Origin of the sequence: Burkholderia sp. Se-20373, from assembly GCF_017104705.1 — a bacterium.
In the GTDB taxonomy this organism is placed as follows: Bacteria; Pseudomonadota; Gammaproteobacteria; order Burkholderiales; family Burkholderiaceae; genus Burkholderia.
Genome location: NZ_JAAGPH010000006.1, coordinates 55,712 through 72,093 on the forward strand (window position 1 = coordinate 55,712; position 16,382 = coordinate 72,093).

15 protein-coding genes and 1 tRNA gene are annotated in these 16,382 nt (G+C 66.8%); 7 read left to right on the top strand and 9 right to left on the bottom strand.

Annotated features, from left to right (window positions below; translation table 11 throughout):
* Positions 1-93: 93 nt before the first annotated feature.
* The 3 genes from G3N96_RS03415 to mfd all read right to left on the bottom strand — a co-directional run bounded on the left by G3N96_RS03415 (position 94) and on the right by mfd (position 5,928).
* Positions 94-1,113 (bottom strand): threonine/serine dehydratase, encoded by a 1,020-nt coding sequence (locus G3N96_RS03415; RefSeq protein ID WP_046545939.1) that lies wholly within the window; start codon positions 1,111-1,113, stop codon positions 94-96.
* An 18-nt stretch (positions 1,114-1,131) separates the two neighbouring features.
* The gene (gene argE / locus G3N96_RS03420; protein WP_206136231.1) at positions 1,132-2,352 is read right to left on the bottom strand and encodes an acetylornithine deacetylase; all 1,221 of its coding nucleotides are present in this window, start codon (positions 2,350-2,352) and stop codon (positions 1,132-1,134) included.
* 105 nt (positions 2,353-2,457) lie between these two features.
* Positions 2,458-5,928 carry a transcription-repair coupling factor gene (gene mfd, locus G3N96_RS03425; protein WP_206136232.1) on the bottom strand — a complete coding sequence of 1,157 codons (3,471 nt, stop codon included), beginning with the start codon at positions 5,926-5,928 and terminating at the stop codon, positions 2,458-2,460.
* Between the two features lie 107 nt (positions 5,929-6,035).
* On the opposite strand from mfd, the gene ispD reads away from it, so the two are divergent.
* On the top strand, positions 6,036-6,746 hold the full coding sequence (gene ispD / locus G3N96_RS03430) for a 2-C-methyl-D-erythritol 4-phosphate cytidylyltransferase (RefSeq protein ID WP_206136233.1): 711 nt from the start codon (positions 6,036-6,038) through the stop codon (positions 6,744-6,746).
* 28 nt (positions 6,747-6,774) lie between these two features.
* The gene (ispF, locus tag G3N96_RS03435) at positions 6,775-7,260 is read left to right on the top strand and encodes a 2-C-methyl-D-erythritol 2,4-cyclodiphosphate synthase (RefSeq protein WP_206136234.1); all 486 of its coding nucleotides are present in this window, start codon (positions 6,775-6,777) and stop codon (positions 7,258-7,260) included.
* 139 nt (positions 7,261-7,399) lie between these two features.
* On the opposite strand, the gene G3N96_RS03440 is transcribed toward ispF, so the two are convergent.
* From G3N96_RS03440 to ompR, 4 genes are all read right to left on the bottom strand, one after another.
* Entirely contained in the window at positions 7,400-7,927 is a 528-nt protein-coding gene (locus tag G3N96_RS03440) for a carboxymuconolactone decarboxylase family protein (protein ID WP_124583905.1), read from the bottom strand.
* A 76-nt stretch (positions 7,928-8,003) separates the two neighbouring features.
* Positions 8,004-8,552 (bottom strand): peroxiredoxin, encoded by a 549-nt coding sequence (locus G3N96_RS03445; RefSeq protein WP_034181176.1) that lies wholly within the window; start codon positions 8,550-8,552, stop codon positions 8,004-8,006.
* Positions 8,553-8,741: 189 nt separating this feature from the next.
* A complete protein-coding gene (locus G3N96_RS03450; RefSeq protein WP_206136235.1) occupies positions 8,742-10,103 on the bottom strand; it encodes an ATP-binding protein in 1,362 nt (453 codons plus the stop codon).
* 40 nt (positions 10,104-10,143) lie between these two features.
* The gene (ompR, locus tag G3N96_RS03455; RefSeq protein ID WP_004199523.1) at positions 10,144-10,869 is read right to left on the bottom strand and encodes a two-component system response regulator OmpR; all 726 of its coding nucleotides are present in this window, start codon (positions 10,867-10,869) and stop codon (positions 10,144-10,146) included.
* Positions 10,870-11,136: 267 nt separating this feature from the next.
* Between ompR and G3N96_RS03460 the strand changes: the two genes are divergently transcribed.
* From G3N96_RS03460 to G3N96_RS03470, 3 genes are all read left to right on the top strand, one after another.
* Positions 11,137-11,415 carry a hypothetical protein gene (locus G3N96_RS03460; protein ID WP_011352385.1) on the top strand — a complete coding sequence of 93 codons (279 nt, stop codon included), beginning with the start codon at positions 11,137-11,139 and terminating at the stop codon, positions 11,413-11,415.
* A 132-nt stretch (positions 11,416-11,547) separates the two neighbouring features.
* A complete protein-coding gene (locus tag G3N96_RS03465; RefSeq protein ID WP_124583903.1) occupies positions 11,548-13,050 on the top strand; it encodes a DUF1800 domain-containing protein in 1,503 nt (500 codons plus the stop codon).
* A 67-nt stretch (positions 13,051-13,117) separates the two neighbouring features.
* Positions 13,118-14,338 (top strand): DUF1501 domain-containing protein, encoded by a 1,221-nt coding sequence (locus G3N96_RS03470; protein WP_206136236.1) that lies wholly within the window; start codon positions 13,118-13,120, stop codon positions 14,336-14,338.
* Positions 14,339-14,376: 38 nt separating this feature from the next.
* Here G3N96_RS03470 and hpnD read toward each other — a convergent pair whose 3' ends face one another.
* A complete protein-coding gene (gene hpnD / locus G3N96_RS03475) occupies positions 14,377-15,210 on the bottom strand; it encodes a presqualene diphosphate synthase HpnD (protein ID WP_206136237.1) in 834 nt (277 codons plus the stop codon).
* A gap of 242 nt (positions 15,211-15,452) precedes the next feature.
* Between hpnD and G3N96_RS03480 the strand changes: the two genes are divergently transcribed.
* Both G3N96_RS03480 and G3N96_RS03485 read left to right on the top strand, forming a co-directional pair.
* Positions 15,453-15,539, top strand: a tRNA-Leu gene (locus G3N96_RS03480).
* Positions 15,540-15,731: 192 nt separating this feature from the next.
* Entirely contained in the window at positions 15,732-16,028 is a 297-nt protein-coding gene (locus tag G3N96_RS03485) for a hypothetical protein (protein WP_206136238.1), read from the top strand.
* A gap of 104 nt (positions 16,029-16,132) precedes the next feature.
* On the opposite strand, the gene G3N96_RS03490 is transcribed toward G3N96_RS03485, so the two are convergent.
* On the bottom strand, positions 16,133-16,363 hold the full coding sequence (locus G3N96_RS03490) for a hypothetical protein (RefSeq protein ID WP_089440309.1): 231 nt from the start codon (positions 16,361-16,363) through the stop codon (positions 16,133-16,135).
* Between the last annotated feature and the right edge of the window lie 19 nt (positions 16,364-16,382).

A 16,382-nucleotide genomic window follows, 5' to 3' on the forward strand; every position in this document is an offset into this window, starting at 1 on the left:
CAACCACTTGCGTGCTTGTCCGGCGGGTTATCAACAGGGCTGTCAACATAATCTGGGGATAACCCTAGGTTCGTCCACGTGCCCGATGTGGGGTCAGTGCTGCAGTTTCGCGTGCGCGAGATGCATGCCGAGTGTGGCGGGGTCGGTGTTGGTGCCCGATAGCAGCACGCCGACGCGCTTGCCCTGCAGCGTCTCGCGCAGCGGGCCGAGCAGGGCGGCCAGCGCAGCCGCGCACGCCGGTTCGACCGACAGTTTCAGCTGCGAGAACAGGAACAGCATCGCGGCCCGCAGCGCGTCGTCGGACACGGTGACGATGCGGTCGACGTGGCGCCGGCACAGCTGGTAGCTGTATTCCTCGGTATGCGGCGCCATCAGCGAATCGGCGATCGTCTGCATCGCGCTCATCTTGATCGTGTGATTCGCCGCGAAGCTGCGGCTCATCGCGTCGGCGCCTTCCGGCTCGACGCCGTACACGTGCACGCGCGGATTCGCGAGCCGCAACGCGGTCGCCATGCCGGCCGCGAGCCCGCCGCCGCCGATCGGCACGATCACCGCGTCGAGGTCGGGCGTCTGCGTCGCCCATTCGTAGCCGAGCGTCGCGGTGCCGAGGATCGTGTGATAGCCGTTGAACGGATGGATGAAGAAGCGGCCTTCCTCGGCCTCGATTCGCCGGACCAGATCGAATGCCTGCGATGCGCTGCCGGCCAGCACGACTTCCGCGCGGTACTGCTTGCACTGCGCGATGCGCGACGGGCTGGCGGTATGGAACATCACGACCTTGGCGCTGCTGCCGAGCCGCATCGCCGCGTACGCGACGGCCGCCGCGTGATTGCCGGCCGACACGCAGGTGACGCCGGCGTTCTTGCGCGCCTCGTCGAGCGCGAGCAGGTGCGTGAATGCGCCGCGCGCCTTGAAGCTGCCGCTGACCTGCAGCAACTCGAACTTGAAGTTGACGTGCGTGCCTTCCAGCGATGGCAGGTCGGCGCGTTCGAACACGGGCGTGCGCGCGACCCACGGCGACAGCGCGAAATGCTGCGCGGCGATTTCGTCGAGCGTCGGGATCGGCTCGCCGTCGATCGTCGTATGGGCAGTGCCCTGTTGTTCAGTCGACATGACGTGGCGGGGGGGCAGTCAGTGCGCGTCGACCGACATGCCGCGGATGAACTTGCGCAGGAACTGTTCGCAGCCGGCGAGCTGCGCGAGTTCGACATACTCGTTCGGCTTGTGCGCCTGCTCGATGTTGCCGGGCCCGCACACGACGCTCGGGATGCCCGCGCGTTCGAACAAACCGGCCTCGGTGCCGTACGCGACCTTGCGCTTGTCCTGGTCGGCCGTCAGCGCGCGCACGAGCTGCGTGATCGCGGCCTGTTCGGTGGCGTCGAGGCCGGGCGCCGCGGCGATCTTCGAGAACTCGATCGCGGCATTCGGATGCTCGCGCAGCATCTGCGGCAGCAGTGTTTCCCGTGCATACGCTTCGATGCGTGTGAAGATCTGCTCGGGATCGAGCGTCGGCAGGTTGCGGAACTCGAAGTCGAACCGGCATTCGGCCGGCACTGTGTTGATCGCGTTGCCGCCCTGGATCGTGCTCGTCTGCGCGGTCGTGAACGGCACGTCGTACAGTTCGTCGAACGGGCCTTCGGCGCGAAAGCGCTCGGCGATGTCGCGGATATGGCAGATGAGGCGCGCCGCATACTCGATCGCGTTCAGCCCCTTCGGCGTCAGCGACGAATGCGCCGCGTGGCCGCGCACGCAGCAACGGTATGCATTGATGCCCTTGTGCGCGATGATCGGCCGCATGCTGGTCGGCTCGCCGACGATGCAGCCGGACGGCTGCACGCCGCGCTTGACCAGATCCGCAATCATCAGCGGCGCGCCGGCGCAGCCGATTTCCTCGTCGTAGGACAGCGCGAAATGGATCGGCTTCGCGAGCTTCGTCGCCTGCATCTCGGGCAGCAGCGCGAGCGCGGCGCCGATGAAGCCCTTCATGTCGCAGGTGCCGCGGCCGTACAGGCGGCCGTCGCGGATTTCCGGCGCGAACGGGTTGCTGTCCCATTGCTGGCCGTCGACCGGTACGACGTCGGTATGCCCCGACAGCACGATGCCGCCGTTCGTCGAGCCGTCGTGCGCGGGCACGGTGGCGAACAGGTTCGCCCAGCCTTCACGCGGATCGTGCGTGATCGTCGATGCGATGCCTTTCGCGGCGAGCGCGTCGCGCACCGTTTCGATCAGGCCGAGGTTCGGCACGCGGCTCGTCGTGTCCATCGACACCAGTTGCTTGATCCAGGGCAGGCTGACGAGCGACGCGTCGCCTTGGGGTGCGGCGGACGGCGCTGTCGCGTCGAGAGTGGACATGGCAAAACTCCGTCTGATGAATGGGAAAATCATACTCAAAAACGCGTCGGCCCGCCCGCGTCGGGCGCAGTGCGGTGCAGCAACGCCGCATCTGCCGGCAGCGCATCAGCGCACCGCGGCAGCTGCTCCCTGCTTGGGTCCGAGCGCACGCAGCGTTTCCTTGATCGTCGACACGCGGATCGCGAGATCGGGCGAGCGCGTCTCGATGCGCAGCTTGTCCTGGCCCGCGAGCTTGATGTGCCGGTGCTTCTGCACCATCTCGATGATCCGCATCGGATCGATCGGCGGATTCGGCTCGAACTGCAGCCCGATCGCCACCTCGCTCGCATCGATCTTCACGATGCCGAGCGGCTTCGCGGCGATCCGCAGCCGGTGCGTCTCGACGAGCGCGTGCGCCTGCGGCGGCAGCTTTCCGAAGCGGTCGATCAGCTCTTCCTGGATGCCGTCGATCGCGTCGCCGTGCTCGCAGTTCGCGAGACGCTTGTACAGCGACAGCCGCTCCTGCACGTCCGCGCAGTAGTCGGCCGGCAGGATCGCCGGCGCATGCAGGTTGATTTCCGTCGTCGCGGCGAGCGGGGCGGTGAGGTCGGGCTCCTTGCCGTTCTTCAGCGCCTTCACCGCGTCGTTCAGCATGTCCGTATAGAGCTGGAAGCCGATCTCGTGGATTTCGCCGGACTGCTTGTCGCCGAGCACTTCGCCGGTGCCGCGGATCTCGAGGTCGTGCATCGCGAGGTAGAAGCCCGAGCCGAGTTCCTCCATCTGCTGGATCGCTTCCAGCCGGCGCTGCGCCTGCTTGGTCAGCGCCTGCGGATCGTGGACCAGCAGGTACGCGTACGCCTGGTGGTGCGAGCGGCCGACGCGGCCCCGCAGCTGGTGAAGCTGCGCGAGGCCGAACTTGTCCGCGCGGTGCATGATGATCGTGTTCGCGCTCGGCACGTCGATGCCGGTCTCGATGATGGTCGTGCACAGCAGCACGTTCGCGCGCTGCGCGACGAAATCGCGCATCACCCGTTCGAGCTCGCGCTCGTGCATCTGGCCGTGCGCGATCACGATGCGTGCCTCGGGCACGAGTGCCTCGAGCATCGCCTTGCGGTTCTCGATCGTCTCGACCTCGTTGTGCAGGAAGTACACCTGGCCGCCGCGCTTCAGTTCGCGCAGCATCGCCTCGCGGATCACGCTTTCCTCCTCGCGGCGCACGAAGGTCTTGATCGCGAGCCGCTTCTGCGGCGCGGTGGCGATGACCGAGAAATCGCGCAGCCCTTCGAGCGCCATCCCGAGCGTGCGCGGGATCGGCGTCGCGGTGAGCGTCAGCACGTCGACTTCCGCGCGCAGCGCCTTCAGCGCTTCCTTCTGGCGCACGCCGAAGCGGTGTTCCTCGTCGATGATCACGAGGCCGAGGCGCTTGAACTGCACGTCCGACGACAGCAGCTTGTGCGTGCCGATCACGATGTCGACGCTGCCTTCGTTGATCTGCGCGATCGCGGCGTTGACTTCCTTCGTGGTCTTGAAGCGCGACAGCTCGACGATCCGCACCGGCCAGTCGGCGAAGCGGTCGGCGAAGGTCTGCGTGTGCTGCTCGGCGAGCAGCGTGGTCGGCGACAGCAGCGCGACCTGCTTGCCGCCCAGCACCGCGATGAACGCGGCGCGCAGCGCGACCTCGGTCTTGCCGAAACCGACGTCGCCGCACACGAGGCGGTCCATCGGCTTGCCGCTCGTCATGTCGCCGATCACGGCGGCGATGGCGGCTGCCTGGTCGGGCGTTTCCTCGAAGCCGAAGCTTTCCGCGAACTTCACGTAGTCGCGCGGATCGAGCGAGAACGCATGGCCTTCGCGGGCCGCGCGGCGCGCGTACAGGTTCAGCAGTTCGGCGGCCGTATCGCGGATCTGCTGCGCGGCCTTGCGCTTCGCGCGTTCCCACTGGCCGGAGCCGAGCGCGTGCAACGGCGCGCTGTCGGGATCGGCGCCGCTGTAGCGCGAGATCACGTGCAACTGCGCGACGGGCACGTAGAGCTTGCTGTCGCCCGAGTATTCGAGGTGCAGGAATTCGGTTTCGCCTTCGCCGAGATCCATCGACACGAGGCCCATGTAGCGGCCGATGCCGTGCTGTGCGTGGACGACCGGGTCGCCGACCTTCAGTTCCGACAGGTCGCGCACCATCGCATCGACGTTGCTGGCCTGTTCCTGCCGGCGGCGGCCCGCGCGGCGGCCGAGCGCGCCGTACAGTTCGGTTTCGGTGACGACCGCGTAGCCTTCGCCCGGCACCGCGAAGCCGTTCGCGAGCGGCGCGACGCCGAGCGCGAAGCGTGCGTCGCTCTCGAGCCAGCCGGCGAAGTGGTCGTTCGACGCGGGGCGCAGATGGTGTTCGGCGAGCAGTTGCAGGATCGTCTCGCGGCGGCCGGCCGATTCGACCGTCAGCAGCACACGCTTGCCCGACGATTCGACGAACGTGCGCAGCGACGCGAGCGGGTCGTCGGCATGGCGGTCGACGGTGAGCTCGGGCAGCGCCGTCGCCCAGCCGCCGGCCGGCTGCGCGGGCAGCACGACGCGGGCGAACGGTTTCGCGAACGCGAAGAAATCCTCGTCGGACAGGAACAGGCGCTGCGGTTCGAGGATCGGCCGCTCGCGATCGTGCGCGAGGAACGCATGGCGTTGCTTCGTGTCGGCCGTGAAGCGGCGGATCGACGCCTCGAGATCGCCGGTGAACACGAGGTGCGCATCCGGCGGCAGGTAGTGGAACAGCGTGGCGGTTTCGTCGAAGAACAGCGGCAGGTAGTACTCGATGCCGGCCGACGGCACGCCGTTGCCGATGTCCTTGTAGATCGGCGCGCGGCTCGGGTCGCCTTCGAAGGTCTCGCGCCAGCGGCTGCGGAAGGCCGTGCGTGCGGCTTCGTCGAACGGAAACTCGCGGCCGGGCAGGAGGCGCACGTCGCGTACCGGGTACAGGCTGCGCTGCGTGTCGGGATCGAACGCGCGGATCGAGTCGACCTGGTCGTCGAACAGGTCGATCCGGTACGGCAACGGTGAGCCCATCGGGTACAGGTCGATCAGCGAGCCGCGCACGCAATATTCGCCGGGCCGCACGACCTGGCTCACGTGCTCGTAGCCGGCCAGCGTGAGCTGCGCCTTCAGTTTCGCCTCGTCGAGGCGCTCGCCCTGCGCGAATGCAAACGTGTACGCGGCCATGAACGACGCGGGCGGCATCCGGTACAGCGCGGTGGTCGCGGGCACGAGCAGGATGTCGCAGCGGCCTTCGCCGAGGTCGTGCAGCGTCGCCAGACGCTCGGAGACAAGATCCTGGTGCGGCGAGAACGTGTCGTACGGCAGCGTTTCCCAGTCCGGCAGCAGGCGTACGCGCGCGTCGGGCGAGAAATAGCGGATTTCCTGCGAGAGCCGCTGCGCGTCGACCGCGTTCGCGCAGATCACCGCGAGGAGCGGCACGTCCTGGCGGTTGTCGGCGAGATAACGGGCGATGGCGAGCGCGTCGGCGGAACCATGCGCGCCGTCGAAGGCGAAGCGCTGGCCGGGCTTGACGCGGGCAACGGGCGAGGCGGACGGGGTAGAAGCGTTATCTGGCATAGGGACGACAGGGGTGGCGTGCACGGGCGCATCGCGGTGCGCCGGTCGAGACGAAAGACCTATTATAAAATCCGCTTCTCGATTTCATCTTTCCGGCGTTTCCCTTCGTGACTCCCCGACTTTTCGCCCTGATCCCCTGTGCCGGCACCGGCAGCCGTTCCGGCTCGGCCGTGCCGAAGCAATACCGCACGCTGGCCGGCCGCGCGCTGCTGCATTACACGCTTGCCGCGTTCGACGCGTGCAGCGAATTCGCGCAGACGCTCGTCGTCCTCGCGCCCGACGATTCCCACTTCGATGCGCGCCGTTTCGCGGGCGTGCGCTTCGCGGTGCGCCGCTGCGGCGGCGGCTCGCGCCAGGCGTCGGTGCTGAACGGGCTGCTCGAACTGGCCGAATTCGGCGCGACCGACCACGACTGGGTGCTGGTGCACGACGCCGCGCGCCCGGGTATCACGCCGGAGCTGATTCGCACGCTCGTTGCGACGCTGAAGGACGATCCGGTCGGCGGCATCGTCGCGCTGCCGGTGGCCGATACGCTCAAGCGCGTGCCGGCCGGCAGCGACGCGATCGCGCGCACCGAATCGCGCGACGCGCTGTGGCAGGCGCAGACGCCGCAGATGTTCCGCATCGGCATGCTGCGCGAGGCGATCCTGCGCGCACAGCGCGAAGGGCACGACCTGACCGACGAGGCGAGTGCGATCGAATGGGCCGGCCATACGCCGCGCGTCGTGCAGGGCAGCCTGCGCAATTTCAAGGTCACGTACCCGGAAGATTTCGCGCTCGCGGAAGCGATCCTCGCGCGCTCCACGAACGCTTCCTGACTTTCACCCCCTCACAATCGGAATACGCATGGATTTCAGAATCGGACAAGGCTACGACGTGCACCAGCTCGTCGAGGGGCGCCCCCTCATCATCGGCGGCGTGACGATTCCGTACGAACGCGGCCTGCTCGGCCACTCGGACGCGGACGTGCTGCTGCACGCGATCACCGACGCGCTGTTCGGCGCGGCGGCGCTCGGCGACATCGGCCGCCACTTCTCCGACACGGACGCGGCGTTCAAGGGCGCCGACAGCCGCGTGCTGCTGCGCGAGTGCGCCGCACGCATCAAGGCGGCCGGTTTCACGATCCAGAACGTCGACAGCACCGTGATCGCCCAGGCGCCGAAGCTGGCGCCGCATATCGACGGGATGCGCGCGAACATCGCGGCCGATCTCGGGCTGCCGCTCGAGCGCGTGAACGTGAAGGCGAAGACCAACGAGAAGCTCGGCTATCTCGGCCGCGGCGAGGGGATCGAGGCGCAGGCCGCCGCGCTGCTGGTGAAGCAGGGCGGCTGACGCCGGGCTGCGGCGGCGCACGGTTCGCCCGTCGCGCTGCGCTGCCCTGCGGAATTGAAAAATGCCACGCGGATGCGTGGCATTTTCGTTTGCAGCGGCGACCCGGGCCGGCGCGACTGCCGCCGGGTGGGGCAACCGCTTATTCGCCTTCTGCGGCGATCACCTGCGCGGCGGCGTTGATCACCGACGCGATACGGCCGACGTCGCGCAGCTGCGTGACGGTCATTCCTTGTTCGTTCTTCAGCAGCGCATAGTGCGACTTCACGCAGAAGTGGCACTTGCCGACGATCGACGCGGCGAGCGCGTACATCTCGAACTTGCGCTTGTCGACGCCGCCGTGCGTCGCATACGCGCCCATCCGCAGCTCGGCGCGTTGCGTCTTCAGGTCGGCATCGTCGGCCATCTCGACATACGGATACCAGGTGTTGTTCATCCCCATCAGCGCGGCCGCCGTCAGCACGGCGTTCGTCTCTTCGGGCGACAGGACGCCGGCTTCGCGGATCGTCTTGATGAGCGCCGGGCTCTTCGCCGCGATGGCCGCCGCCAGCGCGACGCCGACCGCGTCGGTGCCTTCGAGCGACGAGCGCGAGATCGTGCCGTCAAGGTTCAGGCGGATGTCCTTCGCGTAGTCGGGAATACGTGCCTTAATCGAATCGATGAATTCCATTGATATCTCCTATGGGTTGGCCGTTAAAAAAGCCCGCAGGCAGAACGTGCGCCGCGGGCTTCGTGCATCGATGCGCTTACAGCGTTGCGCCGCCGACTGCACGGTTGCACGGGCACAGTTCGTCCGTTTGCAGGCCGTCCAGAATCCGCAGGACTTCTTCCGGGCTGCGGCCGACGTTCAGGTTGTTCACCGAAACGTGCTGGATCGTGTTGTCCGGATCGACGATGAACGTTGCACGCAGGGCCACGCCGGCTTCCTTGTCGCGCACGCCGAGCTGGTCGATCAGCTCGCCCTTGACGTCGCCGAACGAGTAGTGGTTCAGCTTGTCGAGGTCCTTGTGCTCACGGCGCCATGCGAGCTTGACGAATTCGTTGTCCGAGCTGCCGCCCAGCAGGATGGCATCGCGCTCTTCGAACTGCTTCGTGAGCTTCGCGAATTCGACGATTTCCGTCGGGCACACGAACGTGAAATCCTTCGGATAGAAGTAGATGATCTTCCACTTGCCCGGGAACGACGCTTCGGTGACGGTCTCGAACGCCGACTGGCCGTTTTCCTCGTGATTATTGAAGCCCGGCTTCGCGGCTACGACGGTGAAAGCTTCGAGTTTATCGCCCACGGTTTTCATGCGGATACTCCTGTATGAGTTGGGAAGAAGACTGAGTCAAGCTACCTCGGTGCTGCAACGATGATGTGACAGCATGGGCAAAACTATAACACTATTAGTTAGGCGCTTCAATAGATTTTGGCTAACGACCCTCATAGCTTTTTTCAACCGGATCGATAGTGTGCAGCGCAAGAGGCGTGCGCGAGCGCGTCACGGAGTCGCACGCGCCTTGCCGGCGCCGGGGAATTCGAGCGTGACTTCGAGGCCTGCTTCCGGGTTGCGGTTGCGCAGCCGCAGCGCGCCGCGATAGCGGCCGACGAGGCGCAGCACGATCGCCATCCCGAGGCCCGTGCCGTCCGCCTTGGTGCGGGCGGTGTCCACGCGGTAAAACGGCCGCATCACGAGCGGAAGCTGATCCTCGGGGATGCCGGGGCCTTCGTCGCTCACCGACAGCTCGACGCGCGCGTGCGACACGCGTGTCTCGAGCGTGATGCGCGACACGCCGTCCTGCTTGCTCTGGCCGTACTTGCGCGCGTTCTCGACGAGGTTGCCGATCACGCGGCGCATGTCGGTCTCGTCGGCTTCGATCACCGCGCTCGGCGCGAGCCGCGTGCGGATCTCGACGCCATCCTCGCCCGACACGCGGGCCGCGACTTCCTGCGCGATCGACGACAGGTCGACGGGCTCGGGCTTGCGTTGCGACGGGCGGGCGTAGTCGATGAAGGCCGCGATGATGCGATCCATCTGCTCGATGTCGTCGACCATCGCGTCCTTGGTCGCCTGGTCGGACGGGCTCATCTCGGTTTCGAGCCGCAGCCGCGCGAGCGGGGTGCGCAGGTCGTGCGAGATGCCCGCGAGCATCAGCGCGCGGTCGGCCTCGAGCTGTTCGAGGTCGCGCACCATCTGGTTGAAGCTGCGATTGGTCTCGGCCGCGACGCCCATCCCGCGCTCGGGCAGCAGCTCGGGTGTCTGGCCCGAGCCGATCTGCCGCGCGGCGAGCGCGAGCCGCGAGAACGGCCGGTTCACCAGGCTGGTGATGAACGCGGAGCCGAACAGCGACAACGCGAGCGCGAACAGCCCCCAGCCGGCCCACTGCAGGCCCGTGACGTTGTCGAGCTGGTCGCGGTCGAGCGCGACCCAGTAATCGTCGTCGTCGATCTTGAAGCTGATCCACACGCCGGGAATGTCGTTGACCGACTGGGCGATCACGGTATCGTCGCCGAGGCGGCTGCGGATGTCGTGTTCGATCAGGCGGTTCAGCGATTCATCGGGCTGCAGCTTGAACTTGTCGGTCTTCTCGCGCGGGTAAACGCGCACGCCCTCGTTGCTCTCGAGATCCTGCAGCAGCGCGCGCCGCAAATCGGGATCGGAATAGAGCAGGGCGGTGCGCGTGAGCTTCACGATCGCGACGAGCTGGAGCGCCACGCGCTGCGCACGCGGCTCGCGCTCGATCACGCGAAAGCTCTGGAACCACGCGGCGAGACTGACCGAGATCAGCAGCGCGATCAGCAGGAAGGTGCGCCAGAACAGCCCGCCGAACGCGAGCTGCAGGAGGCGCCGGTCGATACGCATGGGACGGGCCGTGGGCGGGCGAAACCGGAAAGGAAAAAGATCAGGCGGCGCCGTCCGGGATGAACACGTAGCCGAGGCCCCAGACGGTCTGGATGAAGCGCGGGCTGCCCGGATCCGGTTCGATCAGCTTGCGCAGGCGCGAGATCTGCACGTCGAGGCTGCGGTCGAACACTTCGTATTCACGGCCGCGTGCGAGCTCCATCAGCTTCTCGCGCGACAGCGGCTGGCGCGGGTGACGCGCGAACACCTTCAGCACGGAGAATTCGCCGGTGGTGAGCGGAATTTCCTGGCCGGACTTCGTCAGCGTGCGCGTGGCGAGGTTCAGCGAGAACTCGCCGAACTCGAACACCTCGGTGGTTTCCGACGGCGCGCCCGGCAGTTCGGCCGGCGCCTGGCGGCGCAGCACCGCATGAATGCGCGCCACAAGTTCGCGCGGGTTGAACGGCTTCGGCAGGTAATCGTCGGCGCCCATCTCGAGGCCGACGATGCGATCCACATCCTCGCCCTTCGCGGTGAGCATGATGATCGGCGTGCGGTCGTTGCTGCCGCGCAGGCGGCGGCAGATCGACAGGCCGTCTTCGCCCGGGAGCATCAGATCGAGCACGAGCAGGTCGAAACGCTCGCGTACCCAGAGCTTGTTCATTGCAGTCGCGTTTTCCGCGACGTAGACATTGAAACCCTGCTCGCCGAGATAGCGGCGCAGCAGATCGCGCAGGCGCGGGTCGTCGTCGACGACGAGAATCTTGGAGGGGTTTTTCGTTTCCATGATCGGCATCTTATCGCGAATGGGAATTGGCGCACGGCCGTGTATTTTCGGGCGTTACAGTCGGTTACAAAATTTACCCGTAGTGTCGCGCCGAGTAAAGGCAGGCTATAGAGATTCCTTTACTCGAAGCCGAAATTCGGTAGATACTCCCCTGCACTCCATCATTCATCTTTGCACACCCGAATTCCGCAGGGTTTTTCAAGTACCAGAGGTAGCCGGTTGCCGCGTGACGAAGGGAACAAATCGACCAAAGAAGCGAGGACGGTCATGCGATCTGCCCGGATTGCACTGATGCTGACGATCGCGCTTGCCGGTCCGTATGCGTCGAACTTCGCGTATGCGCAGCGCCCCGAGCAGGGCGCATCGTCGCGCAAGCTGCCGCGCGGCAAAGCGCCGCAGTCCGATCGTACCGCCGAGATGACGGTTCGTTCCGCCGTGCCTCCCGATCTCGAACAGCGCCGCCGCGACGGGCACATGACGCCCGAGGAACGCCACCTTTTGCGCCAGCACATCGAGGACGCCGTTCGCGAGCTGTACAAGCGCTGACACGCCGTCTTTCTCCCTGCGCGGAATTCACCGCGCGGAAAAGTTTCGTAGCAATTTTTCCGTCAACTTTCGCCTGCCGATTGCCGTTGTACCGGCATCCGCACCGCCGGTGCGCTCCGGGAGTCCATGACGATGAAAGCGAACGCTGCCGCACCGGCGCCGTCGCCCGCCATGCAGTCGCCGCTCGACGCCGACGATGCATTGTTTTTCCTGAGTCGTACCGGTTTTTCTCCCGCGCCCGCCGATGTCGCGCGCGTCGTCGGCATGACGCGCGCGCAGGTCGTGGCCGACACGCTCGGCAACGTTCGCCGCGACCCCGTCACGACCTGGCCCGACTGGATCGCCGAGTTGCCGCCGACGCGCGCGCAGCGCCAGGCGCTGACGCCCGACATGCGGCGCGACGAGCAGCGCGAGCGCAACGTTCGGTACGATGCGCTGCGCGCGGCGTGGGTCAACGAGATGATCGTCACGCCGTCGCCGCTCACCGAACGCATGACGCTGTTCTGGCACGGGCACTTCACGTCGGGGCAGGACAAGGTGCCTTACCCGCAGACGATGGCGGCGCAGAACGCGCTGTTTCGCCGCGAGGCGCTCGGCAACTTCGGTGTGCTGCTGCATGCGGTCGCGAAGGATCCGGCGATGCTGCAGTACCTCGATGGCGCGAGCAATCGCAAGGGGCGCCCGAACGAGAATTTCGCGCGCGAGGTGATGGAGCTGTTCACGCTCGGCGAAGGGCATTACACGCAATACGACGTGACCGAAGCCGCGCGTGCGATGACGGGCTGGACGGTCGATCCCGATACGTATCGCTTCGAGGTTCGTCCGGATTTGCATGACGCCGGCGACAAGACGATCCTTGGCGAAACCGGGCCATTCGATGGCGACGGCTTTCTCGACATCCTGCTGAAGCGGCCCGGTACCGCGCGTTTCATCGCCGCCAAGCTGTGGCGCGAGTTCGTGTCGGATACGCCCGATCCGGGCGCGCTCGATGCGGTGGCCGAACGGTTTCGTTCCAGCGGCTACGACATTCGCGCGGCGCTCGCCGCGCTGTGGTCGACCGACGCCTTCTGGGATCCTCGCAATCGCGGCGTGCTCGTCAAGTCTCCGGCGGAGTTCGTCGTCGGGTCGGTGCGGCTGTTCGACGTGTCATACGGCGATCCGCAGATGCTCGCGAACACCGTGCGCACGCTCGGGCAGAACCTGTTCTATCCGCCGAACGTGAAGGGCTGGCCGGGCGGCGCGCTGTGGATCAACAGCACCACGCTGCTCGCGCGCAAGCAGTTCGTCGAGCAACTGTTCCGCGCGACGGAGACGGCCGGCATGCACCCGCCGGCGCATGCGATGGTGCCGCCGCCGAGTGCCCGCGCGCATGCGATGCCGGTGGTCGAGACGGCATCCGCTGCCGGCATGCACGGAACGCCTGCCAAGCCCGCGCGCGCCGGCCTGCGATTCGACCTCGAACGCTGGCTTGCGCAATATCGCGCGCGGCCGCAGGCGATCGCCGGTTTGTCGACCGAGCTTCAACTGCAACATGCGGTGCTGCAGTTGTCGCCGGTCGCGGCGATCGACACGGATTCGACCGGCAGCGCGTATCTCGAGGCGCTGCTGATGGATCCGGCCTATCAACTGAAATGATTCGAACGACGATGAAGCGGGGAGCCGGTGCGGCAAAGGTGCCGGGCGGCGAACCAAAGGATGCGCGATGAACCGACGTGATTTTCTGACGCTGACGGGTGCTGCGGCCGCGGCCGGCGTGTCGATGTGGCCGGCGCCTGCGAAGGCGGCTGCCGTGGCGCAGGCGGGGCGCCAACCGGCGGCCGGGTACGCGAACGTGCTGATCCTCGTCGAGCTGAAGGGCGGCAACGACGGCCTCAACACGGTAGTGCCGTATGCGGACCCGCTGTATTACCAGTTCCGCCGCGGCATCGGCATCAAGCGCGAGCAGGTGCTGCAACTCGACGCGCACACGGGGCTGCATCCGTCGCTCGCGCCGTTGATGCCGCTATGGCGCGACGGGCAGGTCGCGGTCGTGCAGGGCGTCGGCTATCCGCAGCCGAACCTGTCGCATTTCCGCTCGATCGAGATCTGGGATACCGCGTCGCGCTCGGATCAATATCTGCACGAAGGCTGGCTGACGCGCACGTTCGCGCAGGCGCCCGTGCCGCCCGGTTTCGCGGCCGACGGCGTCGTGCTCGGCAGCGCCGAGATGGGGCCGCTCTCGAACGGTGCGCGGGCGATCGCGCTCGTCAATCCCGCGCAGTTCATTCGCGCGGCCCGGCTTGCCGAGCCGTCGTCGCTGCGCGAACAGAACCCCGCGCTCGCCCACATCATCGACGTCGAGAACGACATCGTGAAGGCGGCCGACCGGCTGCGTCCGCGCGGCGGGATGCGTGAATTCCGGACGGCCTTTCCGGCCGGCGCGTTCGGCACGTCGGTCAAGACCGCGATGCAGGTGCTGGCCGCGTGCGAAGCGTCCGGGCCGGGTGCGCAGGATGGTGTCGCGGTGCTGCGCCTGACGCTCAACGGCTTCGATACGCACCAGAACCAGCCGGGGCAGCAGGCCGCGCTGCTCAAGCAGTTCGCGGAAGGGATGAGCGCGATGCGCGGCGCGTTGATCGAACTCGGGCGCTGGAACCAGACGCTCGTGATGACGTATGCGGAATTCGGGCGGCGCGTGCGCGAGAACCAGAGCAACGGCACGGATCACGGCACGGCCGCGCCGCATTTCGTGATGGGCGGCCGCGTGGCCGGCGGGTTGTACGGTGCGCCGCCGGCGCTCGGGCGGCTCGACGGCAACGGCAACCTGCCGGTCGCGGTCGATTTCCGCCAGCTCTACGCGACCGTGCTCGGGCCGTGGTGGGGGCTCGATTCGACGCGCGTGCTGCAGCAACGCTTCGACACGCTGCCGTTGTTGAAGGCGTGAGGCGTGAGGCGTGAGGTGTGAGGTGTGAGGTGTGAGGATCAGCGGCGGCGCGCGGTGCGCCACGCGATCCACAGCTTGCGGATCGGCGTCAGCGCGATGCGCTGATGCAGTACCTGGTAGCCGTCGCGCTCGATTTCGTCGAGCAGCGAGCCGGCCAGTGCGATCTGCGCGCGCAGCGTGCGCTGGGCGCGGCGTTCGGATGCCGGGATCGCCGCTTCGGCGGCCGCGAGCGCTTCGCGCGCGCGGTCCGTCTGGAACTGCAGCAATTCGGTGAAGGCCGGGCTGTAGCGGCGGTTCAGCAGATCGGCCGCGGTCACGTTGTAACGCTGCAGTTCGTCGATCGGCAGGTAGATGCGGCCGTGGCGTGCATCGTTGCCGAGATCCTGCACGAACTGCGCGAGCATCAGCGCGCGACCGGCGTCCGCGGCCCACGGTTGCGGGTCCACCGGGTTTGCCGAACTTGCGCGCGCGACCAGTGACGCAAAGGTGCCGCCGACCTGTGCGATATAGCGCTGCAGGTTCGCCAGATCGAGGTAGCGCGCCTGTTCGAGATCCATCCCGTAACCGTTGACGAGCGTACGCAACGCATCGGCCTCGGCGGCGATCGCCGGATGATGCTGCGCGAGCGCCTTCGTGACCGGGTGCGACGGCTGCCCGTCGGCCAGCGCCGCGAGTTCCTTGTGCCACCACGCGAGCTTCGTGTGTCCGACGGTCGGGTCGCTGGTTTCCTTGGCGGTTTCCTCGAGTTCGCGGCGCAGCGCGAACAGCGCGGTCAGGCGCGGCTGCGTGGCGCGCGGCGCCTGGCGCAGCGCGTAGTAGACGCTGGAGCCCGCTGGGGCGGCCTTTTGCTGACAGTAGTCGTCGAAGTTCACGGGCGGAATCGTGTGGGGAGGCGGGTTCGGGGGACGCGCGGCGGCGCGGTGCCGAAACGTCGAGCGCGGCATTCTAGCACCGCTGCACGACGGGGTGCCGGCAGGGGCGAGACAAGCCCGCGCGGATCGGGTAGAATCTCGCGCTCGCCTGATCGGGCGTGCCGGTTACAAACCAACCGGCGCGATGTCCCGGGCGCGTGGTCACGCCTCTTTCGTGCCGCGTGGTCAGGCGGCAGAAATGCGCGTGAGTGGCGAAATTGGTAGACGCACCAGGTTTAGGTCCTGACGCCCGCAAGGGTGTGCCGGTTCGAGTCCGGCCTCACGCACCAGAAGTCGAATGCGCCTCGGTCAGGGGCCGTTCACCCAAAAGCGCTGTCGGTCGATTGACCGCAGCGCTTTTTTGTTGATGTCGGTGCTGCTCCCGGTACGCGAGCCGGGCAAGCGGTGCGCGAATATTCGTGCCGCGTGTAATATCGTGTTCGCTTCCCCTATAAGAAACACAATTACGCCGAGGATCAACGATGAAAAACGTACGCACTCCGATTTCCGTACTGGCGCTGATGCTGGTCGCGCCGGCATTTGCCAATACGCCTGCCGAGAACATCGCATGGAGCACCAAGCCCGTACAGACGGGTGCATCGTCGTCGCCGTCGGCGTGCACTGCGTATTCAGGGCGCGTGATGTCGAGCGGTGAGACGTTCTCGACGGAAAACGTGCTGAAAGCAGTCGGCACGTCGCTGGCCGGCGCCGCGCTGGGCGCGGTCACCGGTGGATATCAGGGCGCAGCCCCCAATCCGTGCGCGCGCCCGGGCCTGTGACCGGCCCGCAAGCGAACCGCGGGAATTCCCGCTTCATCTGAAACAAGCCGGATACCAGCGCCGCGCGTCGCCCGACCCGCGGCGCTGCGTCATTCCACGCGTGCCTATTCCCAGAAGCTCCGGATCGCGACCGCCACGATCACCGGCACCGAGAACACCAGCGGGATCGCGAAATACTGCGCTTCGCGATCGACGACCCAGCTATAGATCACCCACGCCGCGCCGATCGCGAACGTGATGAGGCCGACCGTCACGGCGGCGATGTTCAGGACCAGCTTCGAAGGCTGGCGGCGCGTCTTGGCATCGTCATTGTGATCGCGCGGGGACGATTTCATCGGAAGAGTGCGGCTTCGG